Raw genomic sequence first — 25285 nt, forward strand, 5'->3', positions numbered from 1 at the left:
AGAGCCTCCGATAAATATCGGCATGGAGCCAATCAAGCGCCGGAACGCCGCTCAAGCGGTGTTCGACAAATACTTCAACACGCCTTTTGAGCTTGGAACGCATGACTGCGTCCACCTCGCTGCGTATGACCTCGTTCAGCTTGGTCATGACGACCCGCTGATTTCGATTGGCCCGTATGAAACCGTCAGAGGTGCTCGCAAAGCGCTGAAGAAAGCGGGTTGGTCATCGCTCGAAGACTATCTCGACGCGCGCGGCTTTCAACGCATCCCGCCTGCCGCGGCCCTGCCCGGCGACATCGTTGGTTTCAAAGAAACCCGCAGCGTTGCAGGGCTGGCGCTCGGCGTCGCTCTCAGCGGCGGCAAGGTGATGGCCTACGTCAACGGCGGCTGCTGCTACGGCCCACCTGACGACGGGATGACGGCGTGGCGCATCCCGCCCGCTGAAGCCCATCCGCCCGTGTCCCCTGGCTCGGAGGGCGCGGCCTAATGGAAGCTGTAGTCGCCGTCGCCGCTTGGGTCGGCAACGCCCTTATGACCGTCGGCGTCAGCGCGACCGTCGCCGCGGGAACGGCCAACGCCATTGTCGCCGTCGGCGCCGCCGTGACCTCGTGGAGCGGGATCATGGCTCTCGGCAGCCTCGCCGTCTCGATGAGCCAGAAAGTCCCACGACCGGAAAGCACCGGCGTTCAGCTTGAGGCCAAAATCGATCCGACGGCGCCGGTCCCCATCGCCTTCGGGCGGACGGCGACGGCTGGCTACGTCTACTATCAGGCGGCCTACGATGGCGGCGGTGGCGAGCCCAATGCTTGGTATCTCCTGGGCAATGTTCTGTCTGCTGGCGGCCCCATCGAGGGCTACGAGAGCTTCACGGCTGACGACTACCCGCTGACCTTCAATATCGGCGGCAACACGGTCGATCAGGCGGCTCAGACGCCCGGTGTGGGTGGTGGGTCGAAGCTCTTCATCCAACCGCACCTCGCCCTACTCCAGCGTCCTGGCTCCACGCCTGAGACGCAGGACCCACTCACCCGCGCTGGTCACCAAGCTCTCGCTGAACCGTGGAAGAGCGGAACGGCCGGTTTCTCGATCACCGACTTCCGGCTGAGCGGCCTCGCTCACACGATGCTCTACCACAGCTTCAACGAAGAGGCGTTCCCGCAGGGTCCGCCGAAGCCGCTGTGGGTGATCAAAGGGATCAAGTGCTACGACCCCCGCCTCGACTCCACCTACCCCGGCGGCTCGGGCTCCTGTCGGGTCGCTGACCCCTCGACTTACGTCTACAGCGAGAACCCCTACATCCACGCGCTGGCGTGGGTCCTGGGTCGCTACGCGGGTCCGAGCAACACCGCGAAGGTGTTCGGCATGTTCGCGCCGTGGGACCTCGTCGATGTCCCGGCGTTCGTCGCAGGCGCCAACCTCGCCGATCTCAACGAGTGGAAATGCGGCGGCGTCGTCACCACGGACGACAACCCCTACTCGGTTCTCACCACTCTGCTGTCCTGCGGCGGCGGCACGCCGATGAGCCTCGGCGCTCGCCTGTCCTGCATCGTCGATGACTACAAGGTCGCAACGGACCTCATCACTGAGGCGGACATCACCGGCGCGATGCGGGTGACGAACTCGACGGCGTTCCGCGAACGGAAAAACACCGTCCGGCCGCTCTACCGCGAACCCTCGCAAAAGTGGGAGATGATTCAGGGCGAGACCGTCACGGCGACGGTCTACGTCGATGAAGACAACGGCGAGACCAAGTCCGTCGAAGTCTCCTACCCCTTCGTCTCGTCGGCTAAGCAGGCTCACCAGCTTGCCACCTACGAGATGCTCAAGAGTCGGGAGTTCCTGACCTTCGAGATCACAGGCGGGCTGCGCTTGCTGACCGACCGGGTCGGCGACGCCGTCACACTCCACATTCCTGAGATCGGCGCCGACAACCAACTCTGCACCATCGTGGAGCGGAGCTTTGATGCTCAGAGTTTCCAAGTTCGCCTCGTGCTCCGCGCCGATATGGGTCAGGCGAAGCACGACTTCGCCCTTGGTCGCACCAACGTGGCGCCGCCGTCGCCGTCGCTCGAAGGCAGCTATGATCCCAGCAATCCGGGTGGTCCTGCCCACGCCAATGACTGGTCAGCCGTCGGCACCTACACCGAGAAAGATGGTCTGCGCCAACCCGTGATCCTAGTGCGCGGGGGCATGGATGAGATCGACCGCGTCAACAACAAGACGATCATCGTCGAGTTTCGAGAATACGGCGACGGTGACGACGAATGGATTCATCACGCCGAGTCCCCGAAAGACGAGACGGCCTTCAACATCTTCGGTGTCAAGCCGCAAACCGCCTACGAAGTCAGCATCCGCTACCGGAACAATCACGACGTGTTGGGTGAACGGCTCATCCTGGCTGTCGTCACAACCGGTGACTTCCAAGTTCCGTCCACCAACGTCGATCACCTCGGCACCTTGCTCAACTTGCTCCTGGCGCAGTTGCAGCAAGACCTCATCGACCTGAACGACGACCTCGAACAGCTAAACAACGACCTCGCTAACATCGACACGGGCATCCCCGGTCACGCCTCCGAGCCTAGCCCGAGCGGCTTCGCTGAGGGTGACTTCTACTACAACACGACGGAGAAAAAGCTCTATCGCCTTGAGGGCGGAGTGTGGGTGAAGCTCAACACGGGAATCCCCTATTTCGCGAGTGCGCCCGCCACGACCGGCTACGCGGAAGGGGACTTCTACTTCAACACCACCGACGGGAAGCTCTATCGGCTGACGTCGGGGGCGTGGGTCGCTCTGCAAACGGGGGTTCCCGGTTTCTCTGCTGCGCCTGCGACCACCGGCTACAAGGAAGGCGACACCTACTACAACACCACCGATGGCAAGCTCTACCGGCTGACCGGTGGGGTGTGGAAGGCGGTCGAGGCTGGCATCGACACGCGCTCGTCGGCGCCGACATCGGGCATGGTGGAGGGCGACCTCTACTACAACACGACTGACAAGAAACTCTACCGCTACAACGGCACCGCGTGGACTGCGGCGGTTCCGGCCGCCGACATCTCGGGCACGCTGACGGATGCCCAGATCGCCGCCGTCGCGGCCTCGAAAGTCACCGGCCAACTCACCAACGCGCAGATCGAGGCCATCGCGGCTGCGAAGCTGACGGGTCAGATCACGAGCACGCAGATCACCGATGGTGCGATCTCAACCCCGAAGCTGGCGGCTGGGTCGGTCACGACTGAGAAGCTCGTGGCCAACGCGGTCACGGCCAACGAACTCGCGGCCAATTCGGTCACGAGCGCGGAGATCGCAGCCGGTGCGGTGATCGCTGGGAAGCTGGCGGCCAACGCCGTTCAGGCTGGCAACGTCGCGGCTGGAGCCATCGTCGCCGGAAGTCTGGCGGCCAACTCGGTTACGTCCGTGGAGCTTGCGGCGAACTCTGTGACGGCGAACGAAATTCTCGCAGGCGCCATCAATGCGGGCCACCTTTCGGCGAACGCCGTCACGGCAAACGCCGTCGCCGCCAACGCGATCACGGGCGGCAAGATCGCGGCCAACCAGATCACCGGCACGCACATTCAGGCGAGCACGATCACCGGCAACAACATCGTCGGCGGCACGATCACGGGCGCGAAGATCGCGGGTTCGACGATCACGGGCGACCTGATCGCGGGCAACAGCATCGCGGCTGGGCATATCCAGTCGAACTCGATCTCGTCTGAGAAAATTCAGTCCGAAGCGATCCTGGCCAGCCACATCGGCGCGGGCCAAATCACCTCAAACAAAATCGGCGCCGGTCAAATCATCGCCAACCATATCGGCGCCGGGCAGATCGTCAGCAATCTGATCGCCGCCGATACCATCGTGGCCAACAACATCCGCGGTCACGCGATCACGCGCGTCACTGTGACCTCTCAGGGCTACTTCAGCGCTATCGGAGGACAGACGAACGTCTGCAACTGCGGTCACACCACGGAGGTCGGAGGCGCGACCCACCTCATCACCGTAGACGCAAACCTCAGCAATCAGAACGGCCTTAATGGCTGTGTGATCGACGTCTACCGGAACGGCTCGCACATTGGTCAACGCGCCATTCTGCTTGAGCAATCGTTCTCGTTCTCAGGCTCTTTCGTGTTCTTCGACAACCCGCCTGCCGGGACGAATACATATCAGGTCTATGCTGCTCGCTCCGGCGGATCGAGTGGGAACTTCACCTATCAGGCTACCTACATGACAGTTACGGAATTTAAGAGATGACAGACAAGATCATCATCACATATCGCTCGAATGGACAGCCTCTCGGCGTGCAAGACTGCGACGAGGATCACATCGCCAACACTGTCGCCGCCCTGGCCAACGCGGTGGGCGAGACCCTGCAATATGCTGTGGTCGAGACGTGGCCCGACATCATGAGCCTGACGCCCATCGACGGCATCAACGGCCCCCTCGACTACGCCATCAGCAGCACGTCGTTCACGTCGAACTCCGTGACCTACAACGCCGCCCGGCTCGATCACTTCGCCAACGGCTGCACCCTCGTGATCGACGACGTCGATGTCACGAGTTCGATCACCTGGGTGGACGAGACGGTTCAGAACCGCGTGGACATCACGCCGACTGAGATCGGCACGTGGACCGGCACGCTCTCTAAGGACGGCTACACCCCTGTGGTCTTCACGGTCACGAGAACCGCCAACAGCGTCTCGGCGAATGCGGTGAGCGGCTGATGGGTATCGCGTTCATCTCCAAGGTCAGCGACTACGCGGCCTACCGGGTGGCGGCGAAGGCGCTCGTCAACACCGCGGCGGGCGAGGCGCAAGCCAGTCTCGTCTCGTCGAGCCCGATGCAGTCCTACGTCGATGCCCAACTCTACACAGAGGCGAAGGCATACGAGACGGCGCCTTTGGCCTCTTACCCGTGGATGCAAGCCATCGCCGACGAGATGGGGACCACTAAGGCCACGGTCTACAGCCGGATCATGACGCAGAAGACGCTCGCCGACGCGATCCTACAGGCAATCGAGGCGGTGCGAATGAGCACGATGAAGCAAATCGACGACGCCGACGATAGTCAGTTGGCAATCGATGCCATCGTGACTGCGGCGCAAACTTCCATTGCGGTGATCGTAAGCACTTACACTTAGGGTCTACGGGCGAACAACACCCCACAGCGGCTAAATACTCCTAAACCTCTTTAGGAGTATTGAAAAATGGCTGCTTCGGCATGGGCGGTTCTGAACCGCGCAAAACCCAAACTACTGACCGGTGGTCTCGACCTCGACTCCGGCACTTGGAAGATGGCTCTCTGCACGAGCGCCCAATCCATCACCGCTGACTTCGCCGGAACGTCCACCGACGCCCGCTACTCGGACCTCACCGGCCAAGTGGCTAACGGCAACGGCTACACGACTGGCGGGCAGACCATCACCCTGACGGTTACTCGCAGCACCGGCACCGTTACGGTCGATACCTCGGACGTCTCGTTCACGTCATCGACGTTTGACGCCAAATATGCCGTCATCTACTGCGACTCCGCGACGAACAAAGACATTCTTTGCTTCTGCGACCTCGAAACCGGTGATGCTGACGGCCTTTCGCCGAACAACGGCACCCTGAGCGTCACCATCCACGCGAGCGGCCTCTTCACCCTGGCCTAACGCATCTCAAAGCCGCACAACAGCGCCGGTAGGGAAACCTACCGGCGTTCGTATTTCCGGCTTCCGATAAATATCGGCATGCCGGAATTCCAGATTACTTCTGACGATCTCGACACGACTGACGTTCAGAAGTGGATCGACTTTTGCCTGACGCAGAACGCCTGCGATCCGGCCCAAGCCTACTTCGAAGCTTGCCGCGATGGCGGTCTGACGATCCGTCAGACGATCTACGGCGCCATCGACGCTGCGCCTGACCTCTATCAGCCGTGGGCCATGTGGGGTCGCGAGACCTTTGGTGGACTCGTGGCGCCGGAAGTCCTCGCGGTCCTGTCCGACGTGGTGACGTGGAGCGATCCCCGTCAGGCGGCGACCTACGACATCTACCTCACGGATGCCTCGCTGGCTGAACACGCGATGCTGAGGGCCAAATGGCATTCCGCCCATAATGGCGGAACGGTCCTCTTCCCGACCATCGAACATGAAGTCGCGACCGGCGTGCTTGCGCTGATCCCGCTGGAGTAGCGCGGGATGGCGACGGTTCTCATCACCACCACGGGCACGGGAACGTGGTCAGTTCCCGCAGGCGTGACGTCCCTCGAAGTCGAGTGCTGGGGCGCTGGAGCGGGCGAAGCCTACACGTCTAGCACCTTCGACGTCTCGGGCGGCGGCGGCGGTGGCGCCTACTCGAAGGCGACCTTCACCGTCACGCCCGGAGCGTCCCTGCCCTACAGCATCGGCGCAGGCGGCGCAGTGGGCGTTGCGGGTGGTGACACGTGGTTTGGTCACGCGAGCTTCGCGAGCGCGAACGTCGCGGCCAAGGGCGGGTCTGTCACTAATTCTGGCGGCGCCACGAGCGTAGGCGGGCAGGCTTCAGCCGGGATCGGCGACCTCAAATACAGCGGCGGCAACGGCGGCGTCGGCAACACCGGTCAGGGCTCCTACATGGCTGGCGGCGGCGGCGGCGCGAGTGCGTCGCCGAGCGGCGATGGCGGCAATGGCGCTAACAGCGCCGCTGTTTCTAATGGCGTCTACAACGGTGGCGCAGGCGGTTCATCTCCTGGCGCTGGCGCTGGCGGCGCGGGCGGCGGGACCTGGGCTTCGGCGCAGGGACAAGACGGAACGTCGAACGCCAACGGCGGCGGCGGCGGCGGCGGCGGCGCAGTAGAGACGTCCCTGACCACCTATACTGGCGGCAACGGTGGCGCCCCTGGTGGCGGCGGTGGTGGCTCCTCTCAGACAGGAGGCCAAGGCGCGCGTGGCCAAATCCGCATCACCTACACGCTGCCGCCCCCGCCTACGAACACGTCCGTTCCCACGATCAGCGGGACCAACACGGTGGGGTCCACCCTCACCGCGAACCCCGGCACGTGGACGGACTCGCCGACGTCCTACCACTACACTTGGTATTACCGCGCGAACTCTGGATCGACAGCATCACCGCGCACTTCGGGCGACGGCGTTTCGACCTACACAATCACGACCGCTGATAACGGCGGTCAGATCGCGGTCGCCGTCAGAGCGACGAACGCGGGCGGGCAATCGTCGGCTGTGTGGTCCGACTACATGGACATCGAGGCGATCCCCGTGCCGTCGAACACCGCGCCGCCCTCGCTTTCGGGCACGGCCACCGTGGGAGCGACACTAACGGTGAGCGCGGGCACATGGTCCAATTCGCCCAACTCCTACAATTACGCTTGGTATCGCTACAATTCGGACTTCACCGGCGAGGCTAATTTCTCGAACGGGTCAAGTTCGTCCACAACCGACACCTACGTAGTCAGTGCCGCCGACACCGGCAAACGCCTCCGTGTCTCTGTTACGGCGACCAACTCAGGTGGAGCATCCGCGGCGGCTTGGACCGATTACACAGATGTCGTCACCAACTTCCTGCCGGAAAACACATCACTCCCGACGATCAGCGGCACGCCCAACATCGGCGAGACCCTGACGGCGAGCACAGGTTCGTGGACGAACTCGCCGACCTCTTACGCCTATCAGTGGCGTCGTGGCGCCTCGAACATCAGCGGTGCGACGTCCTCCACCTACACGCTCCAAGCTGCCGATGATGGTCAATCGATCACTGTCCGCGTCACGGCGACGAACTCCTACGGGAGCACGAACGCCACGTCCTCTTCGGTCACCGCGAGCTACCCGGCGCCATCCAACACCGTCGCGCCTGTCATCAGCGGCACGGCGGCGCTCGGACAGACGCTCACCGTCTCGACCGGCACGTGGAGCACCGGAGGCGCGACCCCGACCTACACTTACAAGTGGTTCTTGGACGGAGTTGAGGTCACCGGTCGCACGACTTCGAGTTTCTACATCAGCAACCCTGCCATGGGCGGGCAGACGATCACCGCTGAGGTCACCGCCACGACGAGCGGCGGCGCCGTTGCGGCGAGCGCGGCTGGCGTTCTGATCGCGGAACCCGATCCCGGCACGTTCAACGGCACGCTCGTGGTCTATCCCTCCACGGCGAGCACGTCGGGCAGCGGCACGAACTGGAGCAACCCGACCAACGTCACGGCGACCGACGGCGCGACGGCGACGTTCCAGAACACGAGCACGAAGAACTCAGCGACCTCGCGGTTCCTGAACGCCCCGCTTCCGGTGGGCACAGTCGATCTCCCCGAAGAGGCCACGATCACCGGTCTGGCGCTGACGATCCGGCGCCGGTCTACAGCCACGAACAAGTCGAACGACGCGAACCTCACCCTGACCTTCAATGGCGCGACGACCGCCTCATTGGCGTCGGGGTCGTTCTGGCCAACGACCCTCACGGATGCGACCTACGGCGGCTCGGGTAATCTCCTCGGCTTGACCCCCGCCCCATCATCGGGCGGCGGAGCGACCGCGAGCGTCGCCATGACCGTGACGAACGGCACGAGCAGCACGGCTCACGTCGATAGCTTCGCCCTGACGATCTACTACAGCATGGTGGTCGAAGCCGGGTCGGGCGGTGACGCGACCGCAGAGCCGGGAACCGGCAGCCTTACGATCACCGGCTATGCGCCGACTACGAGCGCGACCCGCAGCTTCACCGCCGAACCGGCCACCGGCGCTCTGACGCTGACCGGGTATGCGCCTACAGCGACCGCCTCCGTCGTCATCAACGCCACTGCGGAACCGGGAACCGGATCACTGACGATCACCGGGTATGCGCCTACGACGTCGGCGACGCAGAGCTACGATGCCACCCCTGCGACCGGCTCTCTGACGCTGACCGGTTATGCACCGACGATCTCCGCGACGGCGAATTTCACGGCTGCACCGGCCGCGGGCGCGCTGTCGATCACCGGTCAGGTCCCGACCGTCTCGGCGAGCGCCAACGCCCTGCCCTCTACCGGCAGCCTCACGATCACCGGATACGCACCGACTGCGGATGCGAACGGCAACATGACCGCGCTGCCCGGCACGGGCAGTCTGACGATCACCGGCTATGCGCCCACGGCGACCGCCACGAAGAGCTACGAAGCCACTCCTGCGACCGGCAGTCTGACGATCACCGGGTATGCGCCGACGACGGCTGCAACCCGCAGCTTCACGGCTGAGCCGGGAACTGGCGCGCTCGTCATCACGGGCTACGCGCCTCTGATCGAAGAGGCTGACAACTTCACCGCGCTGCCCGCCACCGGCGCTCTGACGATCACCGGCTATGCGCCGAGCGTCTCTTCGAGCGTCTCCGCGGCGCCGGGTGCTGGCTCCCTGACCATCGCGGGTCAGACGCCTGTGGTGAGCGCTTCGGTCAATGCCGAACCGGCCGCGGGGTCGATGGTCATCACCGGCTATGCGCCGACGACGTCCACCTCCGTTGCGGCCGAACCGGCGACCGGCGCTCTGACGCTCACCGGCTATGCGCCTACGGCGGCGGCGAACGGCAACTTCGAAGCCACTCCTGCGACCGGCAGCCTCACGATCACCGGCTATGCGCCGTCGCCAAGCGTGGACGCCACCGCCCTGCCCGGCACGGGTAGCCTGACACTGACCGGTTATGCGCCAACGATCTCGGCTGAGATCGTGGCGGCTCCGGCTGCGGGTTCCATCGTCATTACGGGTTATGCCCCCACGGTGAGCGCCAGCGCTGAGGCCACGCCCGGCACGGGCAGCCTGACCCTGTCCGGCTACATGATCGAGGCTGCGGCTTCGACCGTGGCTTATCCCGGCACAGGCAGCCTGAGCTTCACCGGGTATGCGCCGACCATCGACTACACGGCGTCGCCCACGGCTCTGCCCGGCACTGGCCAACTGGACATCGAGGGGTATGCGCCTGCGGTGTCGGTCTCGGTTGAGGCTCAGCCCGCAACCGGCTCGATGACGATCACGGGCTTCGCGCCCGACGTCTCGGTTAGCTACGAGGCCACGCCCGCAACCGGCCAACTCGTCATCGAGGGATATGCGCCCGACGTCGCCGCGGGTGCGACGGCCGAGCCGGGCACGGGCGAGATCGCCATCACGGGCTTCGCGCCGTCCACGTCCGTGGATGTCAGCGCTGCGCCCGGCACAGGCTCACTGACGATCACGGGCTACGAACCCGAGACGTTCGTGATCAATCCGGGCGTTGACCCCATCCGCGCGTATGAGCACGTCCTGAAACCAGACAAACGCAGCCACGAACTCCGCGCACCGCGACGCGGCCACGTTCTGAAGGCGGACAAGCGCGGCCACGTTCTCTGACCCCTCTGGGTAAATAAAGGATCATCCGGAGACCGCTTTGATCTCGACGACTTTTGACCCGAAACATCCCAATGACGTTGCCGCCGTGTGGTTCGACACGAAGCGGATACTCGCCCAAGCCACCGACACTCTGGCGTCGGCTGAATGGCAAGATTCCGTCTTCGCCGACACAGGACTTCCGGGCGACCTCGTCGTTGGCCCGACAAGCATCAGCGGGACACGATGCACCACGATCCTTTCGAGCGGCACGGCCGGTCGCTCCTACTACGTGACCCTGCGGTTCGAGGGTGCTTCCGGTCAGGTCTGGAACCGAACGTTCGAGATCGCGGTGGAACAGCCCTGATGGACACCGACGTCAAAACCGAACTCGCCGTCCTGGGCGCCAAGCTGGACTCCGTCCATGCGCTGATCTTGGAGAAACTCTCCAACATGGAGAACCGGATCGACCGGGTGGAAGACGACGTCTACGCGCGCCTCCGGCATGAGCGCGGCAATCAGGACATGCGCTTCGACCTCGTGCAGAAGGAACTCGAAGATCGCGTGACGAAAGATCAGTTCACGCCGATCCGCTTGGTCGTTTACGGGCTCTGCGGGCTCTGCCTCACGGGTGTCGGCGCCGCCATCCTGCAACTCATCAAACTGCCCATCCCGTAAATACCGGGCCATGGCCCGCAAATCCGCGATCCTCGAACGTTGGCGGCACATTGCGGCCTACACCTACCTCTTCATCTGCGTGTTCGACTTCGTCGGGATGCCGGTCTTCTACGAGGTCGTCCACGAGCGCCCGACCAACGCTGCCCTGGTCGATCTCGTCAGCCGGATGCCGCCTGACGCTCAGGTCCCGGTTCTCCAACTCCTGCGTGACGAGCGCCGATGGGAGCCCCTGACGCTCGGCGAGAACGGTCTGTTCCACGTCGCGTTCGGCACAATTTTGGGCGCGGCGGCTTTCACCCGCGGCCGAGAACGTATCGCGCGCCTCCGCAGGCGCGATCCCGACGAATTCGAGTCTTTTGAATCGTTTGAGCCCGACTCCTATAGTCGAAATCGCGATCTCTATTAGTAACCCTTACCTATAGAGAAGTTCATCGCTCAGTTGAATCTTTACGAAGCTGCGTCGAACCTGTTGACGTAGCTGCGAGATGTGGTCAGCTTTGTGGCGTTGGGGTAGCTCTACCAGCCTTACTGCCCTGACAAAGGGGCGGCGTCTTGCCTCGTGGCGCCGCCCCACCTTCAGGGGAGCGAAATGAACCAAGTAAAACGTATCAATCCGACTGAGAGTTATTGCGTGCCGATACCCGCCGACGTCCTCAGCGACTTCGCCTTCAAGCGCGGCGTCGATTGGGTCCTCGCCTATGCCCCCGCCGTCTGGTGTCGGTGCAACGACGTCACGCCACCCGTCGTCATCGAGACCGGGCTGTTCCCCGGCGCGCCCGTGATCCTGTGGTTTCGCAATGCCGACGAGGTGGAGCGCTTCGAACGCGCCCACTGGCTGCTACTCGACTGAGGAACATCATGAAGAGACTAATCGCTGCTACCGCCCTCGCCCTGGTCGCGTCATCCGCTCACGCGGCCGATTGGTCCTACCATGAGGAGCGCGACCCCATTGACGACACGCTCACCTCGGGAGCGATCCTGAAAACGGAAGACGCGGACCTGACAGTGATGTGCTCGGAAGGTCGGACGCTCGGCGTCCTTTTCACCGCGCCCAAATACCTGTCGTCACGAGACTACGGCCCGCTCGTTTATCGCTTCGATGACGGGGTCATTCACGAGCGTCGGTGGTTTCGAACGAAGAGAACTGCGTTGGCCTCAGGAGAAGAAGCGTTGCGTTTCGTCACTGGCCTGAACGGCGGGCGCAAGGTCGCAATCCGAGCCAAATCTTACGACGGGACAACGGTCACTCGCGAGTTCGATCTGACCGGCGACAATTCACCGGTAAGTCGGGTTTTGGCCGCGTGTGGGCGGGCGCCACTTGAACCAAGAGCGGCTTCCACCGAACCGAAAGAGCGCATCTGAGATGCCGCTCACGAAGCCCGAGAAGGTCGCAGAAGCGGTTCGCGACTCCGTCAGCTATGCGGGGGTTCTGCGCCGTCTCGGGCTGCCCGCCACCGGCTACTACTACGCCGTGCTCAAGACCTACATCGCCCGCCACCGGCTCGATACGAGCCACTTCCGTGGCAAGGGCTGGCGCAAGGGGACGGGCGCGTTGGGCGACCGCACTCCCTGACGCTTTTTGCTGACAATCCTCAATCCTGAGTCATCCTAGACCTGCGAGACGGGTGATCGGCATCACGGCGCAGGAGAGCGCCCTGATGTCCAAATCCCGATCTCTCGAAGAATGGATCGCCCTACACGTCCGCAGCGCCACCGACCCCGCGATGAGTGACAGCGAGGTTCGGAGCCACCTGCGGCTTCTGAGGAAGAGACTCGAAGACGAGAACCTGTCGTTCGAGAACTTGCGGGTGAGCCGGGTCGCGAACCCCTTCGACACTCCGATCCCGCCCCCGCCGGTCTATAACTCCTACGAGGGCATGAAGGCGTCGCTCGAAGAAATGCGGCGGGAACTCGCCGCGAGGGACGTCGAAGTCATCCGGCTGAAGAGCAAGATCGCCCGCTTGGAGAAACGGCTCAAGCCCGGTCCCGTGAGCGGCCTCAACACGGCCAACGCCCTCGTCTACCGGCATCTCCAGCAACATGGCGCCGCCGGAGCCGAAGACATCGGCAGGGCGCTCGGAGGGCGCAGGGAAGGCCAGAACTTCATCAGCGGCGAGATCAGTTTGAGCAGCGTGAAGAACGCCCTGCGGCGTCTGCGGGCGCTCGGGCTCATCAGGCTCACGGGCGCGGGCAAGCACGGAGACCCCCACATTGCCCATCCCGTCGATCTCGCGAAGCTCAAGCCGGATCAGCGCAAGCTCGCCGATGCCCTGTTGGCCAGTTGAGAGTCGCTGCCCGGTTGCCCGGTTGGCCATCGCCTAGGGCTTCCGTCTGATGTTCCACACGAGCCCCGAGATCGCGACGATCACGGCAGCGATACCCATGAGAATGGAGTGAAGGTGTTCCAACGAGGCAGACTCCCACTTTCAAATCCGTGTGGGTGTCTGTTGCTGGTTTCGTTTACCCAAAAGAATCAGACCCGCTCGCGCGATTCGGGTCAAGAGGCTCCCAACCGCACAGCCACAGGTTCCTTAGCCACCTGTTAACCGGGCGCGGCGCGACGGCCCCGATGACGAGGCCGAGGGGCGATGAGGATTTCGGGGGTGATTGCGGGCATGCGCGTCCGGACCTTGAACGCCGCCCCCAGCACCCGCCCTTATTCCGCGATCCCCTACGCGACCACCTCTTCGATGGCGAAGTAGTCCCTTCCGCCGCGGTTGCGCATTTCGGTCCGGTCCATACCGCCGTCGGTCACGCAATACCAAGTTCGGCCGCTCACGAGGTGAAGGATGACATCGCCATCCTCGTCGAACGAAACGGCGTCCACGATGGCCCGCAGAGCCACGCAGAGCCGGGAGCGCAGCGCGTAGAGGTCAGGACCGGTCATCGCCGCCATCTGCGCCCAAAGGGCTTCCACGCGCTCCCTGTGGCCCTCCAGCGGCGTTCTCACCGCCACCCGGTCCAACTCCCTGATCCGGGTGTCCAACTCGTCGAGTTGCGCTTCCAAGGCGCTGAGGCGCTTCTGAGCCGAACGCCCGGCCGTCGCCCTCTCCATCTGATCGAGTAGGTTCTCGATCCGGCGCTCGATGTCGTCGCGGCGACCCCGCATGAGGCTGAGTTCGACATCGGCCGGTTCAGGCTCACGGCTCAAGTCGATCTCGATGACGTGGCGCAGGACCGTCTTTTCGAGGTCGGGGTAGAGGAACCGCCGGGCGTTGTCGCAGCGATGACCCCGATGCGCGTTGGCGCACTTGAGGAAGGGGATATTGCGGCCCCGCTTGTCCACGTAGGACATCTTCCCGCCGCAGGACCCGCAACGAGCGATCCCGGTGAAGAGGTTGGAGAAATGGACCCCGTGGTTTCCCCCACCCTTCTGACCGCCCTTCGAGCGTAGGGCGATGCGCTCCTGCACACGGTAGAAGAGGGCGGGATCGACCACGCACGGGTAGCGGTCAGGGATCGGATCGCCGTCGAGTTCGCGCTTGCCGTTCTCGTCCACCTTCACGGGCTGATACTCGCCGATCAGCGCCCGGTTCTGCGCCAGCCGGACTACGAGCGCGTGATGCCATCCGTCACCGTTCTGGAAAGCCTCAACGCCATCATCGTTGAGCCGCCGGGCGATCTGAAGTCCGCCGAATCCGGCGTCGAATTCCCTCAGGATGCGGTTCGCGACGTCGATCCGGTCTTGCCGACGCTCCCAATCACCCTTCTCTTTGTTCCACGTCAGCCAGCGAGGCGCCCGCCCGCCGAGTTTCTCACCGGCGCGAATGCGTTCCTTCCGGCTCGCCCACGACTTCGAAACCATCTCTCCTTTGCGGCTGGATTCGGCGTTCCCGCGAATGACCTCCATGACGTAGTGGAAGAGCTTCGTGGGTTCCTTCCGCAACGTCTCCAGACTGTAGACGTCGCCCCGGTCCGTGATGACGAGGATGATCCCGGCGTTGATGATCGTGGTGAAAACGTGAAGGGCGAACGTCGGCTGTTCGCGGCTCAGGCGGTCGGTGTTTTCGACGAGGAAGTGGTCTCCCGCCGTGACGACGCCGCTCTCGACCATGGCGAGGAATTTGGCGAGATCGCCTTTCTTCCGGTGCTTGCCTCGGAACGCCGATAGACCGATATCTCGAAACGGCGGTTGGAGAACCAATCCGTTTTCGGCCGCATACCGTTCCGCCGCTTCGATCTGCCGCTCTTCGCCATGGCCATCGCCTTGACCTGCGGTGGAGAGTCTCCGGTAACTCCAAGCTCGCGCCATTCCCAACCCTCTCATGGATCGCCGAACCGTCAACAATTGCGGTTTTGGTGTTTTGGTAGTTTCAACTGTTCTGATGCCTCCGTCCGACTCGTACCCCGTCCCCGCTTCCGGCGGCCCGCGCGTGAGCGATCTGGCGCGCGTGCGCGGCGCCGAACCCGACTACCTGGACGGCCTCAACCCGGAGCAGCGGGCGGCCGTGGAGGCGACGGAAGGCCCGGTGCTGGTGCTGGCGGGCGCGGGCACCGGCAAGACGCGGGTGCTGACCACGCGGCTGGCGCACATCCTGGCGACCGGCAAGGCGCGGCCGTGGGAGCTCTTGGTCGTCACCTTCACCAACAAGGCCGCGCGCGAAATGCGCGAGCGGATCACGGCGATCATCGGGCCGCAGGCCGAGGGGCTGCGCTGGCTGGGCACCTTCCACTCGATCGCCGCGCAGATCCTGCGCCGGCACGCCGAACTGGTGGGGCTGAAGTCCAACTACACCATCCTCGACACCGACGATCAGGAGCGGCTGCTCAAGCAGGTGCTCGAGGCCGAGAACGTCGACGCCAAGCGCTGGCCGCCCAAGGCGCTGGCCGGCCTGATCGACCACTGGAAGAACCGCGGCTGGACGCCCGACCGCCTGCCCGCCTCCGAGAACGCCCAGTTCGCGAACGGCCGCGGCCAGGCCCTCTACCGCCTCTACCAGGAGCGGCTGCGGATCCTGAACGCCTGCGACTTCGGCGACCTGCTGCTGCACAACCTGACCATCTTCACGAGCTCGCCGGACGTGCTGGCCGAGTACCACGACCGGTTCCGCTACCTGCTGGTGGACGAGTACCAGGACACCAACGTCGCCCAGTACCTGTGGCTGCGGCTGCTGGCCCAGAAGCGCCAGAACGTCTGCTGCGTCGGCGACGACGACCAGTCGATCTACGGCTGGCGGGGCGCCGAAGTGGACAACATCCTGCGCTTCGAGCGCGACTTCCCGGGCGCCAAGGTCATCCGGCTGGAACGCAACTACCGCTCCACCAGCCACATCCTGGCCGCCGCCTCGGGCCTGATCGCCTCCAACAAGTCCCGCCTGGGAAAGACCCTGTGGACCGAGGCCGAGGGCGGCGAGAAGGTCATCGTCCGCGGCGTCTGGGACGGCGAGGCCGAGAGCCGGCTGATCGCCGACGAGATCGAGCGGGCCAAGAAGGCCGGCCGCCGCTACCGCGACATGGCCATCCTGGTGCGCGCCTCGTTCCAGATGCGGGCGTTCGAAGACCGCTTCATCCTGTTGCAGATCCCTTACGTGGTGATCGGCGGCCCCCGCTTCTTCGAGCGGGCCGAGATCCGCGACGCGGTGGCCTACCTGCGGCTGATCTACTCGCCGGACGACGACTTGGCCTTCGAGCGGATCGTCAACACGCCCAAGCGCGGGATCGGCGAGACCACCGTCCAGAAGCTGCTGCAGGTCGCGCGGGTGAACGGCGTCTCCGGCAGCACCGCGGCCCGCGAGATCGTGCGCACCGACGAGCTGGCCGCCCGCACCCGCACCTCGCTCTCCAACTTCCTGCGCGACCTCGACCGCTGGCGGGCGGAAGCCGGCCGGCTGCACCACGCCCGGCTGATGGAGACGGTGCTGGAGGAGAGCGGCTACACCGACGCCCTGCGCCTCGACCGCAGTCCGCAGGCCCAGACGCGGCTGGAGAACCTGAAGGAGCTCGTGGGTGCGATGAGCCAATACGAGACCCTGGAGGCCTTCCTCGAGCACGTGGCCCTGGTCCTCGACCTCGACCGCGAGAGCGGCGACGACCGGGTGCAGATCATGACCCTGCACCAGGCCAAGGGGTTGGAGTTTCCGCTGGTCTTCCTGCCCGGCTGGGAGGAAGGCGTCTTCCCGTCCCAGCGCAGCATCGACGAGACCGGCGAAAAGGGCCTCGAAGAGGAGCGGCGCCTGGCCTACGTGGGCCTCACCCGGGCGCGCGAGGAGGCCCGCGTCTCCTTCGCCGCCAACCGCCAGGTCTACGGCCGCTGGACCAGCCAGATGCCCTCCCGCTTCGTCGACGAGCTGCCGCTGGCCAACGTCGAGGCCTCGTCCGAGACCGGCTACTACGGCGGCGGCCCGGGCATGCAGCAGCACGGCAGCCGCTGGGACGAAAGCCCCTCCTTCGGCGCCGGCTACTCCTCGCCGGGCTGGCGGCGCGCTCAGGCCAGCAACTACAAGGGCAGCCATCCGGGCCGCCAGCAGGTCATCGAAGGCGAAGGCCGCCTGGTCGCCGTCTCAGAGCCCGCCGCCAGCGCCTATTCGCGCGGCGACCGCGTCTTCCACGTCAAGTTCGGCTACGGCCAGGTCACCGCCATCGAAGGCAACAAGCTGACCGTGAACTTCGAGAAGGCCGGCGAGAAGAAGGTCATCGACAGCTTCGTGGAGAAGGCGTGAGGGGCGCAAGCTAGACAGCAGCGCCCCGATGTTCCATGATTGTTCCCGATCAACGGGGGGCGTTCATGATCCGACGCTTGGCGCTGTGGGCCGCATTGGCCGTAACGTCTCTCCCTGCCCCAGCGATGGCGGGCAGCGCGACGTGCATTTGGGACAACCTGTCTCAGTCTAGCCGCGATTGGGCGTTCAGCATCTACAAGCCCGACGGATCGTTGCGTGACGAGGATGCTCCTCCTCCCGACGAAGAGTTCGAGCGCGCCGCCACCGCTTGCGGTCATGAGATCACTGACGAGACGTTCACCTACCTTACCGCCGCCGCTGGCGGGATAGCGTTGAAGAAAGCTGCGGCGGCCCGCCTGAAGACGCTCGCTGGCCTCGATGAGACCACGCTCGACAGCCACTGGCTTGCTCTGAGCGCAAAGCAGCGACAGGCGGCCGAGGCGTACGTGCTCGCGGGCGACTCGGAATCGCCCCCAAAGGAAGATGATCTCCGCCCGATGCTCTTTATGGGGCTTTATGTCCTGGCGGGTTGGACACCTGTCGCGGAGGATCCGCTCCTGCCTCACTTCGTCAACTATTACGCAGGACTGGTGTCGGCGTCCGCGTACGAGAAGCTGTTCTAGGCCCGCGTCAGCCTGTCCTCTGGAGGGCGCAACCGGCCTCATGGGCGAAGTGACCGGTGGGCCGAAGGCCTACCTGTCACCCAGCCCCAGGATCACTTCTTCCTAAGGAACGCCCGGGCGATCAGCGCGCCGACGCCGAGAACGGCGGCGGCGATGCCGCCCGCGACGGCGGTCTTGTTGCCGCCGGGCAGGCGCTGGAGGAAGTCGGGTTCGTCCGAGGCCGGCTTGGCGGCGAAGGGCTGGGCCTGCGGCGCAGCTTCGGCGGCCGGTGCGGGTTCAGGCGCGGGCGCGGCCTTCGGCTTGGGAGCGGCCTTGGGCTTGGCGGGCGCCTTGGCGGCGGCCGTCGGAGCCGCCTTGGCTTTGGGAGCCGGCTTCGCCTCGGCCTTGGGCGCGGCGGCCTTCGCGGCCGCAGCCTTGGCCGGCGCCTTCTTCCGCGCGGGCTTGGCCGCGTCGGCCTTCAGGAAGGTGACCGTCCCGGCCTTCGTGTCGACGTCCATCACCTGCCAGCCGGCGCCGAGCCAGGCCTTGGACTGGGCCTTGGCCGGGTCGTTCGCCCACCAGGCGACGCCGCTGCGGGCGGTCTTGGGCAGCGGCGCCCCGAGCAGCTTTTCGACCTCGTCGAAGCCGCCGCGCCACTCATTGCCCTTCTGACCGGCCAGGTGGTCGGACAGGCCCTGGTATTTGCTCATGATTGTTCCCTCTCCCGCTCCGCGCCGAAAGCTTCAACCCGGCCGGACGCTCCGGCAAGCCTGAACCAAACCGCCGCTGCGGCGCTTAGCGGCCATGACCGCCGAAGATGCTGCGTCGCCGTTAAGGATGCTCTACCAGGGGATCGCCGCCGCCAGCGCCGCGGGCCTGCTGCTCGGCGGGGCGATGAAACCGACGCTTCGCGAGATCGCCGGCCCCGACGGGCCGCAGATGCTGGCCGGGGTCTCGGGCGCGCGCGTCTACCGCGATGGCTACAGCGAGGCCGATTTCGCGTCCTGGAGCGGGCCGACCCCGGACTACGTCATCGGCACCGACTGGCTGCGCCCGCCGGCCTACCCCGACGTGGTCGCCTACGAGCCGCCGACCTACGACTACGACCACTACGCCTACGAAGAGGACCTGCCGCCGGCCGACTACGCCGCCCCACCGCCCTACGAGCTCGCCGACCTGGAGGACAGGCCGGCGCCGCGCATGCCCTCGCTCGAAGGGGACGTGCTGGCCGGCGTGGGAGTCCCCCCGCCGCCGGAGCCGCCGGTCGAGGACGCCTACCCGCCGGGGGCCTGACCCTCTCGCCTTTCGCGCCGGACGCCTCTAGACGGGCGCCATGGACCAGGCCCTGCAGATCATCGCCCGTGGACCTCGCGACCAGGCCGAGGCGGCCGCCGTGGCCATCGATTCCGACCCGGCCCTGGAAGGCGCCACCTACTCCATCCTGGAGGAGGACGAGGATCGCGGCGTCTGGCGCATCGACGCCTATCCGACGTCGGACGAGGAAGCCGAGGCCCTGCAGGCCGCCCTCGCCCCCTTCGGCCTGAAGGTCTCGACCGAGGCGCTGGCCGACGCCGACTGGCTGGCGATGGCGCTGTCGGGCCTGCCGCCGGTGCGGGCCGGCCGCTTCTTCGTCTACGGCGCCCACGACCGCGGCCGCGCGCCGCCCAGCACCGTCAATCTGCGAATCGAGGCCGGCGCCGCCTTCGGCACCGGCCACCACGGCACCACCGTCGGCTGCCTGCTGGCTTACGACGCCCTCCTGAAGGCGCGCCGGTTCGAGCGGGTGCTGGACGTGGGATGCGGCACCGGCGTTCTCGGCATTGCGGCCGCGCGCACCGGCTCCAAGGCGGTGGTCGGCACCGACATCGACCGCGTCTCGGTGCGGATCGCCCGCGAGAACGCCGCCCTCAACCGGGCCGATGCGAGGTTCGTTCACGCCTCCGGCCTTGGCCACCCGCAGGTGCGGGCCCAGGCCCCCTACGACCTCGTCTTCGCCAACATCCTGGCCGGACCGCTGATCATGCTGGCCCGCGACATCCACGGGGCGCTGAAGCCCGGAGGCCTGGCCATCCTCTCTGGCCTGCTCCGCTCGCAGGAGCGGCGGGTGCTGGCGGCCTACCTCTCGAAGGGGTACCGGCTGCGCTCGCGCCTGCACCGCGACGCCTGGGCGACCCTGGTCGTGCAGCGCCTCTAGGGCTTGCGTCCGGCGCGCGCCGGAACCTCAAATGAAAGACTCGCGTTCGGTGCGGTGCAACGGGCGGCCTTCGGCGCCGCCGCAACCGAAGGACGTCGACATGCCCAACAATGAGCGCACCGTGGAGCGCGAGGTCCGCGGGGACCCGGCCTATGTGCAGCGCGAAGAGGTGCGCGAAGCGGGCCCGGTCCATGTCATCCGCGAGAACAACACCGCCGCCTGGTGGCTGGCCGCCCTGGTGGCCATCGTCGCCGTGGTCGGCCTGATCTGGTTGTTCAACACCAACCAGCAGCAGGTCGCCGACATCGAAGCCGCCCGCGAGGCCGGCCGCGCAGAGGCGATGACCGACCTTGCCGCGGCCCAGGCCCAGTCGGCCGCGATCGCCGCCCAGGACGCCTCGCGCAACGCGACCGACAGCATGGCCCGCGCCACCGAACAGGCCGCCGCCAACGCCGCCGCCGCGAGCCGCCAGGCGGCCGAGGAAGCCCAGGCCGCCGCCGCCAACGTCTCCGACGCCGCCCGCGACGCCGCCGCCGAAGTCAGCGTCACCGTCCCCGACGAGCCGGTGGAGTAGGCAAAAGAGGCTTCCCCGCTGGGGGAGCAAGAAAGGTTGGGTCGACCACCAAGACCGCCAAGGGGCCTGTGCTGTCCCGCCACGGCGCGATGAGAAGTCGCGGCGGCGACTGAGCCCCTTCATCCGCTTGGTGGTCTTGGCGGTTCAACCATTGGGCAACCCCGCCCACTCCTCCGCCAGCACGGCGTACAGCAGCGTGTCCTGCCAGCCGTCGCGGCGCAGGTTCGCCTTCTTCAGCACCCCCTCGCGGCGCATGCCGAGCTTCTCCATCACCCGCCAGGAGCCGCGGTTGCGCGCATCGCAGGTGGCCCAGACCCGGTGCAGCTTCATGTCCTCGAAGGCGATCGCCAGCAGCCGGCGGGCGCCCTCGGCGACCAGCCCCTGGCCCCAGTAGGGCCGGTGGATGGAGTAGCCGATGTCCGCCGTTCGGTTGGCCGCATCCTTCACCTCCAGCCGCATGGAGCCGATCACCCGGCCCTCGGCCGCCAACTCGACGGCGACGTTGACCGCGTGCGGCGGCCGCTCGGCCTGCCCCGCCAGGGCGCGCCCCAGATACTCCCGGGTCACCTCGGGGGTGTTCGGGCCCCAGTCCATATAGCGGACCACGTCCGGGTCGACGGCGTAGGCGTGGATGTCGTCGAAGTCGTCCTCGCGGAAATCGCGCAGGATCAGCCGCTCCGTGCGGAACGGCGGGACGGGCGCGGGCGGAATGTCGGTGGTCATGGGAGCCTCTCCGGGGTTTGAAGCCTTCGGAGGGGCGCGTCGTTCGCTTCAGACCCCGTCCGGAAGGCGGGGCCTGTTCGTCGCGAGCCTTAACGCACGCGCACGCAACAGCCCCGGCCGGGACCGTTGGAATTGCACGAAGCTTGCGCAGCGCGGGCGAACATGGGGCCGCTCATACCACGGTTATCGCCAAAGCCAAGCTGATCGGCCCTTTGCCGCCCGCCGTGGAAGGGCTTACATCCCCCACATGCGCCAGACGTTCGACGAAAGCACCGACCCCTCCTTCGGGCCCAAACACGTCCCCCTGATCCGCGAGGCCATGGCCCGCCAGGGCCTCGACGCCTTCGTGGTGCCGCACGAGGACGAGCACCAGAACGAATACCTGCCCGAGGCCAACGACCGGCTGGCCTGGGCGACCGGCTTCACCGGCTCGGCCGGGGCGGCGGTGATCTTCAAGGACAAGGCGGCGATCTTCGTCGACGGCCGCTATAGCCTGCAGGTCCGCGACCAGGTGGACCCGGGCCTGTTCGAGGTCCGCGACCTGGTGGACGGCGGCGTGCCCGCCTACCTCGAGGCCGCCGCGGCCCGGGGCCAGGCCATCGGCTATGACCCCCGCCTGCACAGCCCGGACGCCCTGGAGCGGCTGAAGCGCGCCGCCGAGAAGGCCGGCGCCCAGCTCAGGCCCGTCACCCCCAACCCCCTCGACGCCGCCTGGGGCGAGAAGCGCCCGCCGCAGCCCAAGGCGCCGGTCGTGCCCCATCCGCTGGAGTACGCCGGCGAGGACTCCGCCGCCAAGCGCGCCCGGGTGGGGGCGAGCCTGGCCGAGAAGAGCGCCGACGCGGCGGTGCTGACCGCGCCGGCCTCCATCGCCTGGCTGTTCAACATCCGCGGCGGCGACGTCATCCGCTCGCCCCTGCCGATCGGCCAGGCGATCCTGGAGAAGGACGGCTCGGCCCAGCTGTTCCTCGATCCCGCCAAGGTGACGCCCGAACTGCCGGCCTGGCTCGGCAACCAGGTGGCCCTGCAACCGCCGGAGGCCCTGCCCGCCGCCCTGAAGGCCCTCGGCGGCCGGCGCGTGCTCGTCGACCCGGCCCAGTCGGCGGCCTGGTACCTGGAGCAGCTCGGCGAGGCCGGCGCCCAGGTGATCCGCGCCGAGGATCCCTGCGCCCTGCCCCGGGCCTGCAAGAACCCGGTGGAGATCGAAGGCGCCCGCCGGGCCCACGCCCGCGACGGCGCGGCCCTCTCCCGCTTCCTGCACTGGCTGGCCACCGAGGCCCAGACCAGCCTGCCGGACGAGGTGGAGGTGGTCACCCGGCTGGAAGGCTTCCGCGAGCAGACCGGGGCGCTGAAGGACCTTTCCTTCGACACCATCGCCGGCGCCGGTCCGAACGGCGCCATCGTTCACTACCGCCCGACCACGCGACTGAACCGGCGCACCGAGCCCGGGTCCCTGCTGCTGGTCGATTCCGGCGCCCAGTACCTGGACGGCACCACGGACGTGACCCGCACGGTTGCGATCGGCGAACCCAGCCGCGAGATGGCCGAGCGCTTCACCCTGGTGCTGAAGGGCCACCTGGCGCTGGCCCGCGTCCGCTTCCCGCAGGGCACCACCGGCTCGGCGCTGGACGCCCTGGCCCGCGCGCCCCTGTGGTCGGCCGGCCTGGACTACGACCACGGCACCGGCCACGGCGTCGGCTCCTACCTCGGCGTGCACGAGGGCCCGCAGCGCATCTCCAAGGCCCCCAGCCCCGTCGCCCTGCGTCCCGGGATGATCGTCTCCAACGAGCCCGGCTACTACAAGGAAGGCGCCTACGGCATCCGCATCGAGAACCTGCAGTTCGTCACCGAGCCGGCCCCCGTGCCCGGCGGCGAGCGCCCGATGCTGGGCTTCGAGACCCTGACGCTCGCCCCCATCGACCGCCGCCTCATCGTCCGCGAGATGCTGACCGAGGAGGAGCGGACCCAGATGGACGCCTACCACGCCCGCGTCCTGGCCGTGGTCGGCCCGCAGGTCGAGCCCGACGTCCGCGCCTGGCTGGAAGAGGCCTGCGCGCCGCTCTAGGCGGGCTCCAGCGTCGCCGGCCGCCGCTCGGCCCGGGCCTGGTCGGTGAGCTCGGCGATGCGCTGCAGGGCTGGGCCGGCGGCCTCGCGGTAGCGCTGCAGGATGGCCAGCCGCTCAGGCGTCGGCTCGCGGCCCGCGCGGGCGATCATCCCGGTGAACCTGTCGAGCCGGGACGCGGCGAGCCAGGCCTGAACCTGCGCCGACTGCGACCAGGCGCGGCGGTTGGCGGCGTCCGCCAGGTGCATGCGCAGCCAGTCGAGCGGCTCGTCCGGGGCGGGCACGGGCCCGCACAGGGCGTTCTTCTCCGCCTCGCCCGCAAACGTCGCCTCCACGTGGGCTATGAAGGCCGCACTGAAACAGGGCGAGCAGCGGCGCACGTACTGCAGCACGATCCGCTCGCCCTGGAAAACCGGCGTCGCCGGGCGCCTCGGTATGCCGTCCGCCGTGCAGTTCACATGGATCCGCCCCGGGGACGTCGGGATGGTCCCGCGGTCCAGGACGATGCGGCCGGACTCGATCGCCCGCACATGCCCGAGCCGCACGACATCCTCGACGCGGCGCAGCAGCTCCAGCTCCGGCGCGCTGACGATCGCGCAACGGAACATGGTCGGGGCGACGGTGCGGTCGATCCGGGTCATCAGCCCCGCGGCCTCGAGCCGGTCGAAGAGGTCGGCCATCGAGACGGCGTCCCGGGCCGCCTCGAGTTCGCCGGCCAGCGCCCCTATGGTCGGCTCGAAGAAGTCGAAGCTCGGCTGCACCTTCTCGCGAGGCATGAGCCAGGGATCGCGCGGCCGGATCCAGGTGATATTGTCGGCGGCGACGCCCTGCTCAAGCAGCCAGACCACGGTGTCCATGGCGGTCTTGCCGGCCCCCAGCACCACGAACCCCTCGCCGCCTTCCGCGCCCGGCAGCGCATGCGGCGGGATGCAGCGCGCCTCCGGCGAGACGGCGAAGCTCGGCGGCTCCGTCACCGGTAGGCGGGTGTCGGCGTAGGTCGCATCCACCAGCTTCCTTGTCGCGCGCAACCGGGTGCGGGCCCCGGTGATCCGTGAGGTGGCGATCCCGTCCCGATAGTCGGTCAGAGGCAGCCAGGTGACGCGCCCGCTGGGCAGGAATCGCTGCCGCATCAGCTGGTCAAAATAGGCCAGGACTTCCGTCCCGCTCGCCTGCTCCAGCAGGCCGCGGTTGATCCCGACCGCCTCGATGGCTTCCGAACCCAGCGGCCGCGACTCGGCTCCGTAGACCAGCGACGGCCCGTGCAGCCGAACGAACGGATAGGCGTCGTTCCAGTGGCCGCCGGGCCTCGCCCGCCGGTCGACCAGCGCCAGACTGGCGTCGGTTTCGGACAGCAGGGTGTCGGCGAAGGCCATCCCTGCGGCCCCCGCGCCGATGATCACATAGTCGGCTTCAATCTCGTCCATCGCGGCCTCCGTCGCCTTCTGGCGAGCCAATTGCCACTCTTGCCGGCGCTCCGCTTGCAGGAGCCCTGGAGA

24 protein-coding genes are annotated in these 25285 nt (G+C 66.6%); 20 read left to right on the forward strand and 4 right to left on the reverse strand.

Going from position 1 to position 25285, the window contains the following annotated elements; all coding sequences use genetic code 11:
- Positions 1–22 precede the first annotated feature (22 nt).
- From ACFSC0_RS20585 to ACFSC0_RS20650, 14 genes are all read left to right on the forward strand, one after another.
- Positions 23–487 carry a DUF6950 family protein gene (locus ACFSC0_RS20585; protein WP_377283380.1) on the forward strand — a complete coding sequence of 155 codons (465 nt, stop codon included), beginning with the start codon at positions 23–25 and terminating at the stop codon, positions 485–487.
- On the forward strand, positions 487–4251 hold the full coding sequence (locus ACFSC0_RS20590; RefSeq protein ID WP_377283381.1) for a hypothetical protein: 3765 nt from the start codon (positions 487–489) through the stop codon (positions 4249–4251). The genes ACFSC0_RS20585 and ACFSC0_RS20590 overlap by 1 nt, the downstream gene beginning before the upstream one ends.
- Positions 4248–4721 (forward strand): hypothetical protein, encoded by a 474-nt coding sequence (locus ACFSC0_RS20595; RefSeq protein WP_377283382.1) that lies wholly within the window; start codon positions 4248–4250, stop codon positions 4719–4721. The genes ACFSC0_RS20590 and ACFSC0_RS20595 overlap by 4 nt, the downstream gene beginning before the upstream one ends.
- Positions 4721–5137 carry a hypothetical protein gene (locus ACFSC0_RS20600; RefSeq protein ID WP_377283383.1) on the forward strand — a complete coding sequence of 139 codons (417 nt, stop codon included), beginning with the start codon at positions 4721–4723 and terminating at the stop codon, positions 5135–5137. Before ACFSC0_RS20595 ends, ACFSC0_RS20600 begins: the two co-directional genes overlap by 1 nt.
- 66 nt (positions 5138–5203) lie before the next feature.
- A complete protein-coding gene (locus tag ACFSC0_RS20605) occupies positions 5204–5650 on the forward strand; it encodes a hypothetical protein (protein ID WP_377283384.1) in 447 nt (148 codons plus the stop codon).
- A gap of 78 nt (positions 5651–5728) precedes the next feature.
- Entirely contained in the window at positions 5729–6172 is a 444-nt protein-coding gene (locus ACFSC0_RS20610; RefSeq protein WP_377283385.1) for a hypothetical protein, read from the forward strand.
- A 6-nt stretch (positions 6173–6178) separates the two neighbouring features.
- Positions 6179–10324, forward strand: a complete 4146-nt coding sequence (locus ACFSC0_RS20615; RefSeq protein ID WP_377283386.1) for a beta strand repeat-containing protein — start codon at positions 6179–6181, stop codon at positions 10322–10324.
- Positions 10325–10361: 37 nt separating this feature from the next.
- Positions 10362–10667 (forward strand): phage fiber-tail adaptor protein, encoded by a 306-nt coding sequence (locus ACFSC0_RS20620; protein ID WP_377283387.1) that lies wholly within the window; start codon positions 10362–10364, stop codon positions 10665–10667.
- Entirely contained in the window at positions 10667–10978 is a 312-nt protein-coding gene (locus ACFSC0_RS20625) for a hypothetical protein (RefSeq protein ID WP_377283388.1), read from the forward strand. The genes ACFSC0_RS20620 and ACFSC0_RS20625 overlap by 1 nt, the downstream gene beginning before the upstream one ends.
- A gap of 10 nt (positions 10979–10988) precedes the next feature.
- Positions 10989–11384 (forward strand): hypothetical protein, encoded by a 396-nt coding sequence (locus ACFSC0_RS20630; protein ID WP_377283389.1) that lies wholly within the window; start codon positions 10989–10991, stop codon positions 11382–11384.
- A 183-nt stretch (positions 11385–11567) separates the two neighbouring features.
- Positions 11568–11828 carry a hypothetical protein gene (locus tag ACFSC0_RS20635; RefSeq protein ID WP_377283390.1) on the forward strand — a complete coding sequence of 87 codons (261 nt, stop codon included), beginning with the start codon at positions 11568–11570 and terminating at the stop codon, positions 11826–11828.
- Between the two features lie 8 nt (positions 11829–11836).
- Positions 11837–12340, forward strand: a complete 504-nt coding sequence (locus ACFSC0_RS20640; RefSeq protein ID WP_377283391.1) for a hypothetical protein — start codon at positions 11837–11839, stop codon at positions 12338–12340.
- 1 nt (position 12341) lies between these two features.
- Positions 12342–12551, forward strand: a complete 210-nt coding sequence (locus tag ACFSC0_RS20645; RefSeq protein ID WP_377283392.1) for a hypothetical protein — start codon at positions 12342–12344, stop codon at positions 12549–12551.
- A gap of 52 nt (positions 12552–12603) precedes the next feature.
- The gene (locus ACFSC0_RS20650; RefSeq protein ID WP_377283393.1) at positions 12604–13263 is read left to right on the forward strand and encodes a hypothetical protein; all 660 of its coding nucleotides are present in this window, start codon (positions 12604–12606) and stop codon (positions 13261–13263) included.
- 386 nt (positions 13264–13649) lie between these two features.
- Here ACFSC0_RS20650 and ACFSC0_RS20655 read toward each other — a convergent pair whose 3' ends face one another.
- Positions 13650–15230, reverse strand: coding sequence for a recombinase family protein (locus ACFSC0_RS20655; RefSeq protein WP_377283394.1), 1581 nt, complete (start codon positions 15228–15230; stop codon positions 13650–13652).
- Positions 15231–15303: 73 nt separating this feature from the next.
- Here ACFSC0_RS20655 and ACFSC0_RS20660 point away from each other — a divergent pair, with 73 nt between their 5' ends.
- Positions 15304–17637, forward strand: a complete 2334-nt coding sequence (locus tag ACFSC0_RS20660; RefSeq protein WP_377283395.1) for a DUF3553 domain-containing protein — start codon at positions 15304–15306, stop codon at positions 17635–17637.
- A gap of 125 nt (positions 17638–17762) precedes the next feature.
- Entirely contained in the window at positions 17763–18260 is a 498-nt protein-coding gene (locus tag ACFSC0_RS20665) for a hypothetical protein (protein WP_377355259.1), read from the forward strand.
- Between the two features lie 92 nt (positions 18261–18352).
- On the opposite strand, the gene ACFSC0_RS20670 is transcribed toward ACFSC0_RS20665, so the two are convergent.
- Positions 18353–18949: a DUF7662 domain-containing protein gene (locus ACFSC0_RS20670; protein ID WP_377283397.1), complete on the reverse strand. Its 597-nt coding sequence runs from the start codon at positions 18947–18949 to the stop codon at positions 18353–18355.
- Between the two features lie 94 nt (positions 18950–19043).
- Between ACFSC0_RS20670 and ACFSC0_RS20675 the strand changes: the two genes are divergently transcribed.
- From ACFSC0_RS20675 to ACFSC0_RS20685, 3 genes are all read left to right on the forward strand, one after another.
- Positions 19044–19532 (forward strand): hypothetical protein, encoded by a 489-nt coding sequence (locus ACFSC0_RS20675; protein ID WP_377283398.1) that lies wholly within the window; start codon positions 19044–19046, stop codon positions 19530–19532.
- 40 nt (positions 19533–19572) lie between these two features.
- Positions 19573–20433 carry a 50S ribosomal protein L11 methyltransferase gene (locus ACFSC0_RS20680; RefSeq protein ID WP_377283399.1) on the forward strand — a complete coding sequence of 287 codons (861 nt, stop codon included), beginning with the start codon at positions 19573–19575 and terminating at the stop codon, positions 20431–20433.
- Between the two features lie 100 nt (positions 20434–20533).
- A complete protein-coding gene (locus tag ACFSC0_RS20685) occupies positions 20534–21007 on the forward strand; it encodes a hypothetical protein (protein WP_377283400.1) in 474 nt (157 codons plus the stop codon).
- Positions 21008–21151: 144 nt separating this feature from the next.
- Here ACFSC0_RS20685 and ACFSC0_RS20690 read toward each other — a convergent pair whose 3' ends face one another.
- Positions 21152–21730, reverse strand: a complete 579-nt coding sequence (locus tag ACFSC0_RS20690) for a GNAT family N-acetyltransferase (protein WP_377283401.1) — start codon at positions 21728–21730, stop codon at positions 21152–21154.
- A 247-nt stretch (positions 21731–21977) separates the two neighbouring features.
- Here ACFSC0_RS20690 and ACFSC0_RS20695 point away from each other — a divergent pair, with 247 nt between their 5' ends.
- Positions 21978–23792, forward strand: coding sequence for an aminopeptidase P family protein (locus ACFSC0_RS20695; RefSeq protein WP_377283402.1), 1815 nt, complete (start codon positions 21978–21980; stop codon positions 23790–23792).
- On the opposite strand, the gene ACFSC0_RS20700 is transcribed toward ACFSC0_RS20695, so the two are convergent.
- Entirely contained in the window at positions 23789–25213 is a 1425-nt protein-coding gene (locus ACFSC0_RS20700; protein ID WP_377283403.1) for an NAD(P)-binding protein, read from the reverse strand. The two genes, ACFSC0_RS20695 and ACFSC0_RS20700, sit on opposite strands and share 4 nt — an antisense overlap.
- Positions 25214–25285: the final 72 nt, after the last annotated feature.

It is taken from the genome of Phenylobacterium terrae (assembly GCF_042681205.1).
Taxonomy (GTDB): domain Bacteria; phylum Pseudomonadota; class Alphaproteobacteria; order Caulobacterales; family Caulobacteraceae; genus Phenylobacterium; species Phenylobacterium terrae.

Bases quoted from the DNA above. Each gene is read 5' to 3' on its own strand.
- ACFSC0_RS20585 (WP_377283380.1), top strand. From the start codon at position 23: ATGGAGCCAATCAAGCGCCGGAACGCCGCTCAAGCGGTGTTCGACAAA.
- ACFSC0_RS20590 (WP_377283381.1), top strand. From the start codon at position 487: ATGGAAGCTGTAGTCGCCGTCGCCGCTTGGGTCGGCAACGCCCTTATG.
- ACFSC0_RS20595 (WP_377283382.1), top strand. From the start codon at position 4,248: ATGACAGACAAGATCATCATCACATATCGCTCGAATGGACAGCCTCTC.
- ACFSC0_RS20600 (WP_377283383.1), top strand. From the start codon at position 4,721: ATGGGTATCGCGTTCATCTCCAAGGTCAGCGACTACGCGGCCTACCGG.
- ACFSC0_RS20605 (WP_377283384.1), top strand. From the start codon at position 5,204: ATGGCTGCTTCGGCATGGGCGGTTCTGAACCGCGCAAAACCCAAACTA.
- ACFSC0_RS20610 (WP_377283385.1), top strand. From the start codon at position 5,729: ATGCCGGAATTCCAGATTACTTCTGACGATCTCGACACGACTGACGTT.
- ACFSC0_RS20615 (WP_377283386.1), top strand. From the start codon at position 6,179: ATGGCGACGGTTCTCATCACCACCACGGGCACGGGAACGTGGTCAGTT.
- ACFSC0_RS20625 (WP_377283388.1), top strand. From the start codon at position 10,667: ATGGACACCGACGTCAAAACCGAACTCGCCGTCCTGGGCGCCAAGCTG.
- ACFSC0_RS20630 (WP_377283389.1), top strand. From the start codon at position 10,989: ATGGCCCGCAAATCCGCGATCCTCGAACGTTGGCGGCACATTGCGGCC.
- ACFSC0_RS20635 (WP_377283390.1), top strand. From the start codon at position 11,568: ATGAACCAAGTAAAACGTATCAATCCGACTGAGAGTTATTGCGTGCCG.
- ACFSC0_RS20640 (WP_377283391.1), top strand. From the start codon at position 11,837: ATGAAGAGACTAATCGCTGCTACCGCCCTCGCCCTGGTCGCGTCATCC.
- ACFSC0_RS20645 (WP_377283392.1), top strand. From the start codon at position 12,342: ATGCCGCTCACGAAGCCCGAGAAGGTCGCAGAAGCGGTTCGCGACTCC.
- ACFSC0_RS20655 (WP_377283394.1), bottom strand. From the start codon at position 15,230: ATGGCGCGAGCTTGGAGTTACCGGAGACTCTCCACCGCAGGTCAAGGC.
- ACFSC0_RS20660 (WP_377283395.1), top strand. From the start codon at position 15,304: ATGCCTCCGTCCGACTCGTACCCCGTCCCCGCTTCCGGCGGCCCGCGC.
- ACFSC0_RS20665 (WP_377355259.1), top strand. From the start codon at position 17,763: ATGGCGGGCAGCGCGACGTGCATTTGGGACAACCTGTCTCAGTCTAGC.
- ACFSC0_RS20670 (WP_377283397.1), bottom strand. From the start codon at position 18,949: ATGAGCAAATACCAGGGCCTGTCCGACCACCTGGCCGGTCAGAAGGGC.
- ACFSC0_RS20675 (WP_377283398.1), top strand. From the start codon at position 19,044: ATGACCGCCGAAGATGCTGCGTCGCCGTTAAGGATGCTCTACCAGGGG.
- ACFSC0_RS20680 (WP_377283399.1), top strand. From the start codon at position 19,573: ATGGACCAGGCCCTGCAGATCATCGCCCGTGGACCTCGCGACCAGGCC.
- ACFSC0_RS20685 (WP_377283400.1), top strand. From the start codon at position 20,534: ATGCCCAACAATGAGCGCACCGTGGAGCGCGAGGTCCGCGGGGACCCG.
- ACFSC0_RS20690 (WP_377283401.1), bottom strand. From the start codon at position 21,730: ATGACCACCGACATTCCGCCCGCGCCCGTCCCGCCGTTCCGCACGGAG.
- ACFSC0_RS20695 (WP_377283402.1), top strand. From the start codon at position 21,978: ATGCGCCAGACGTTCGACGAAAGCACCGACCCCTCCTTCGGGCCCAAA.
- ACFSC0_RS20700 (WP_377283403.1), bottom strand. From the start codon at position 25,213: ATGGACGAGATTGAAGCCGACTATGTGATCATCGGCGCGGGGGCCGCA.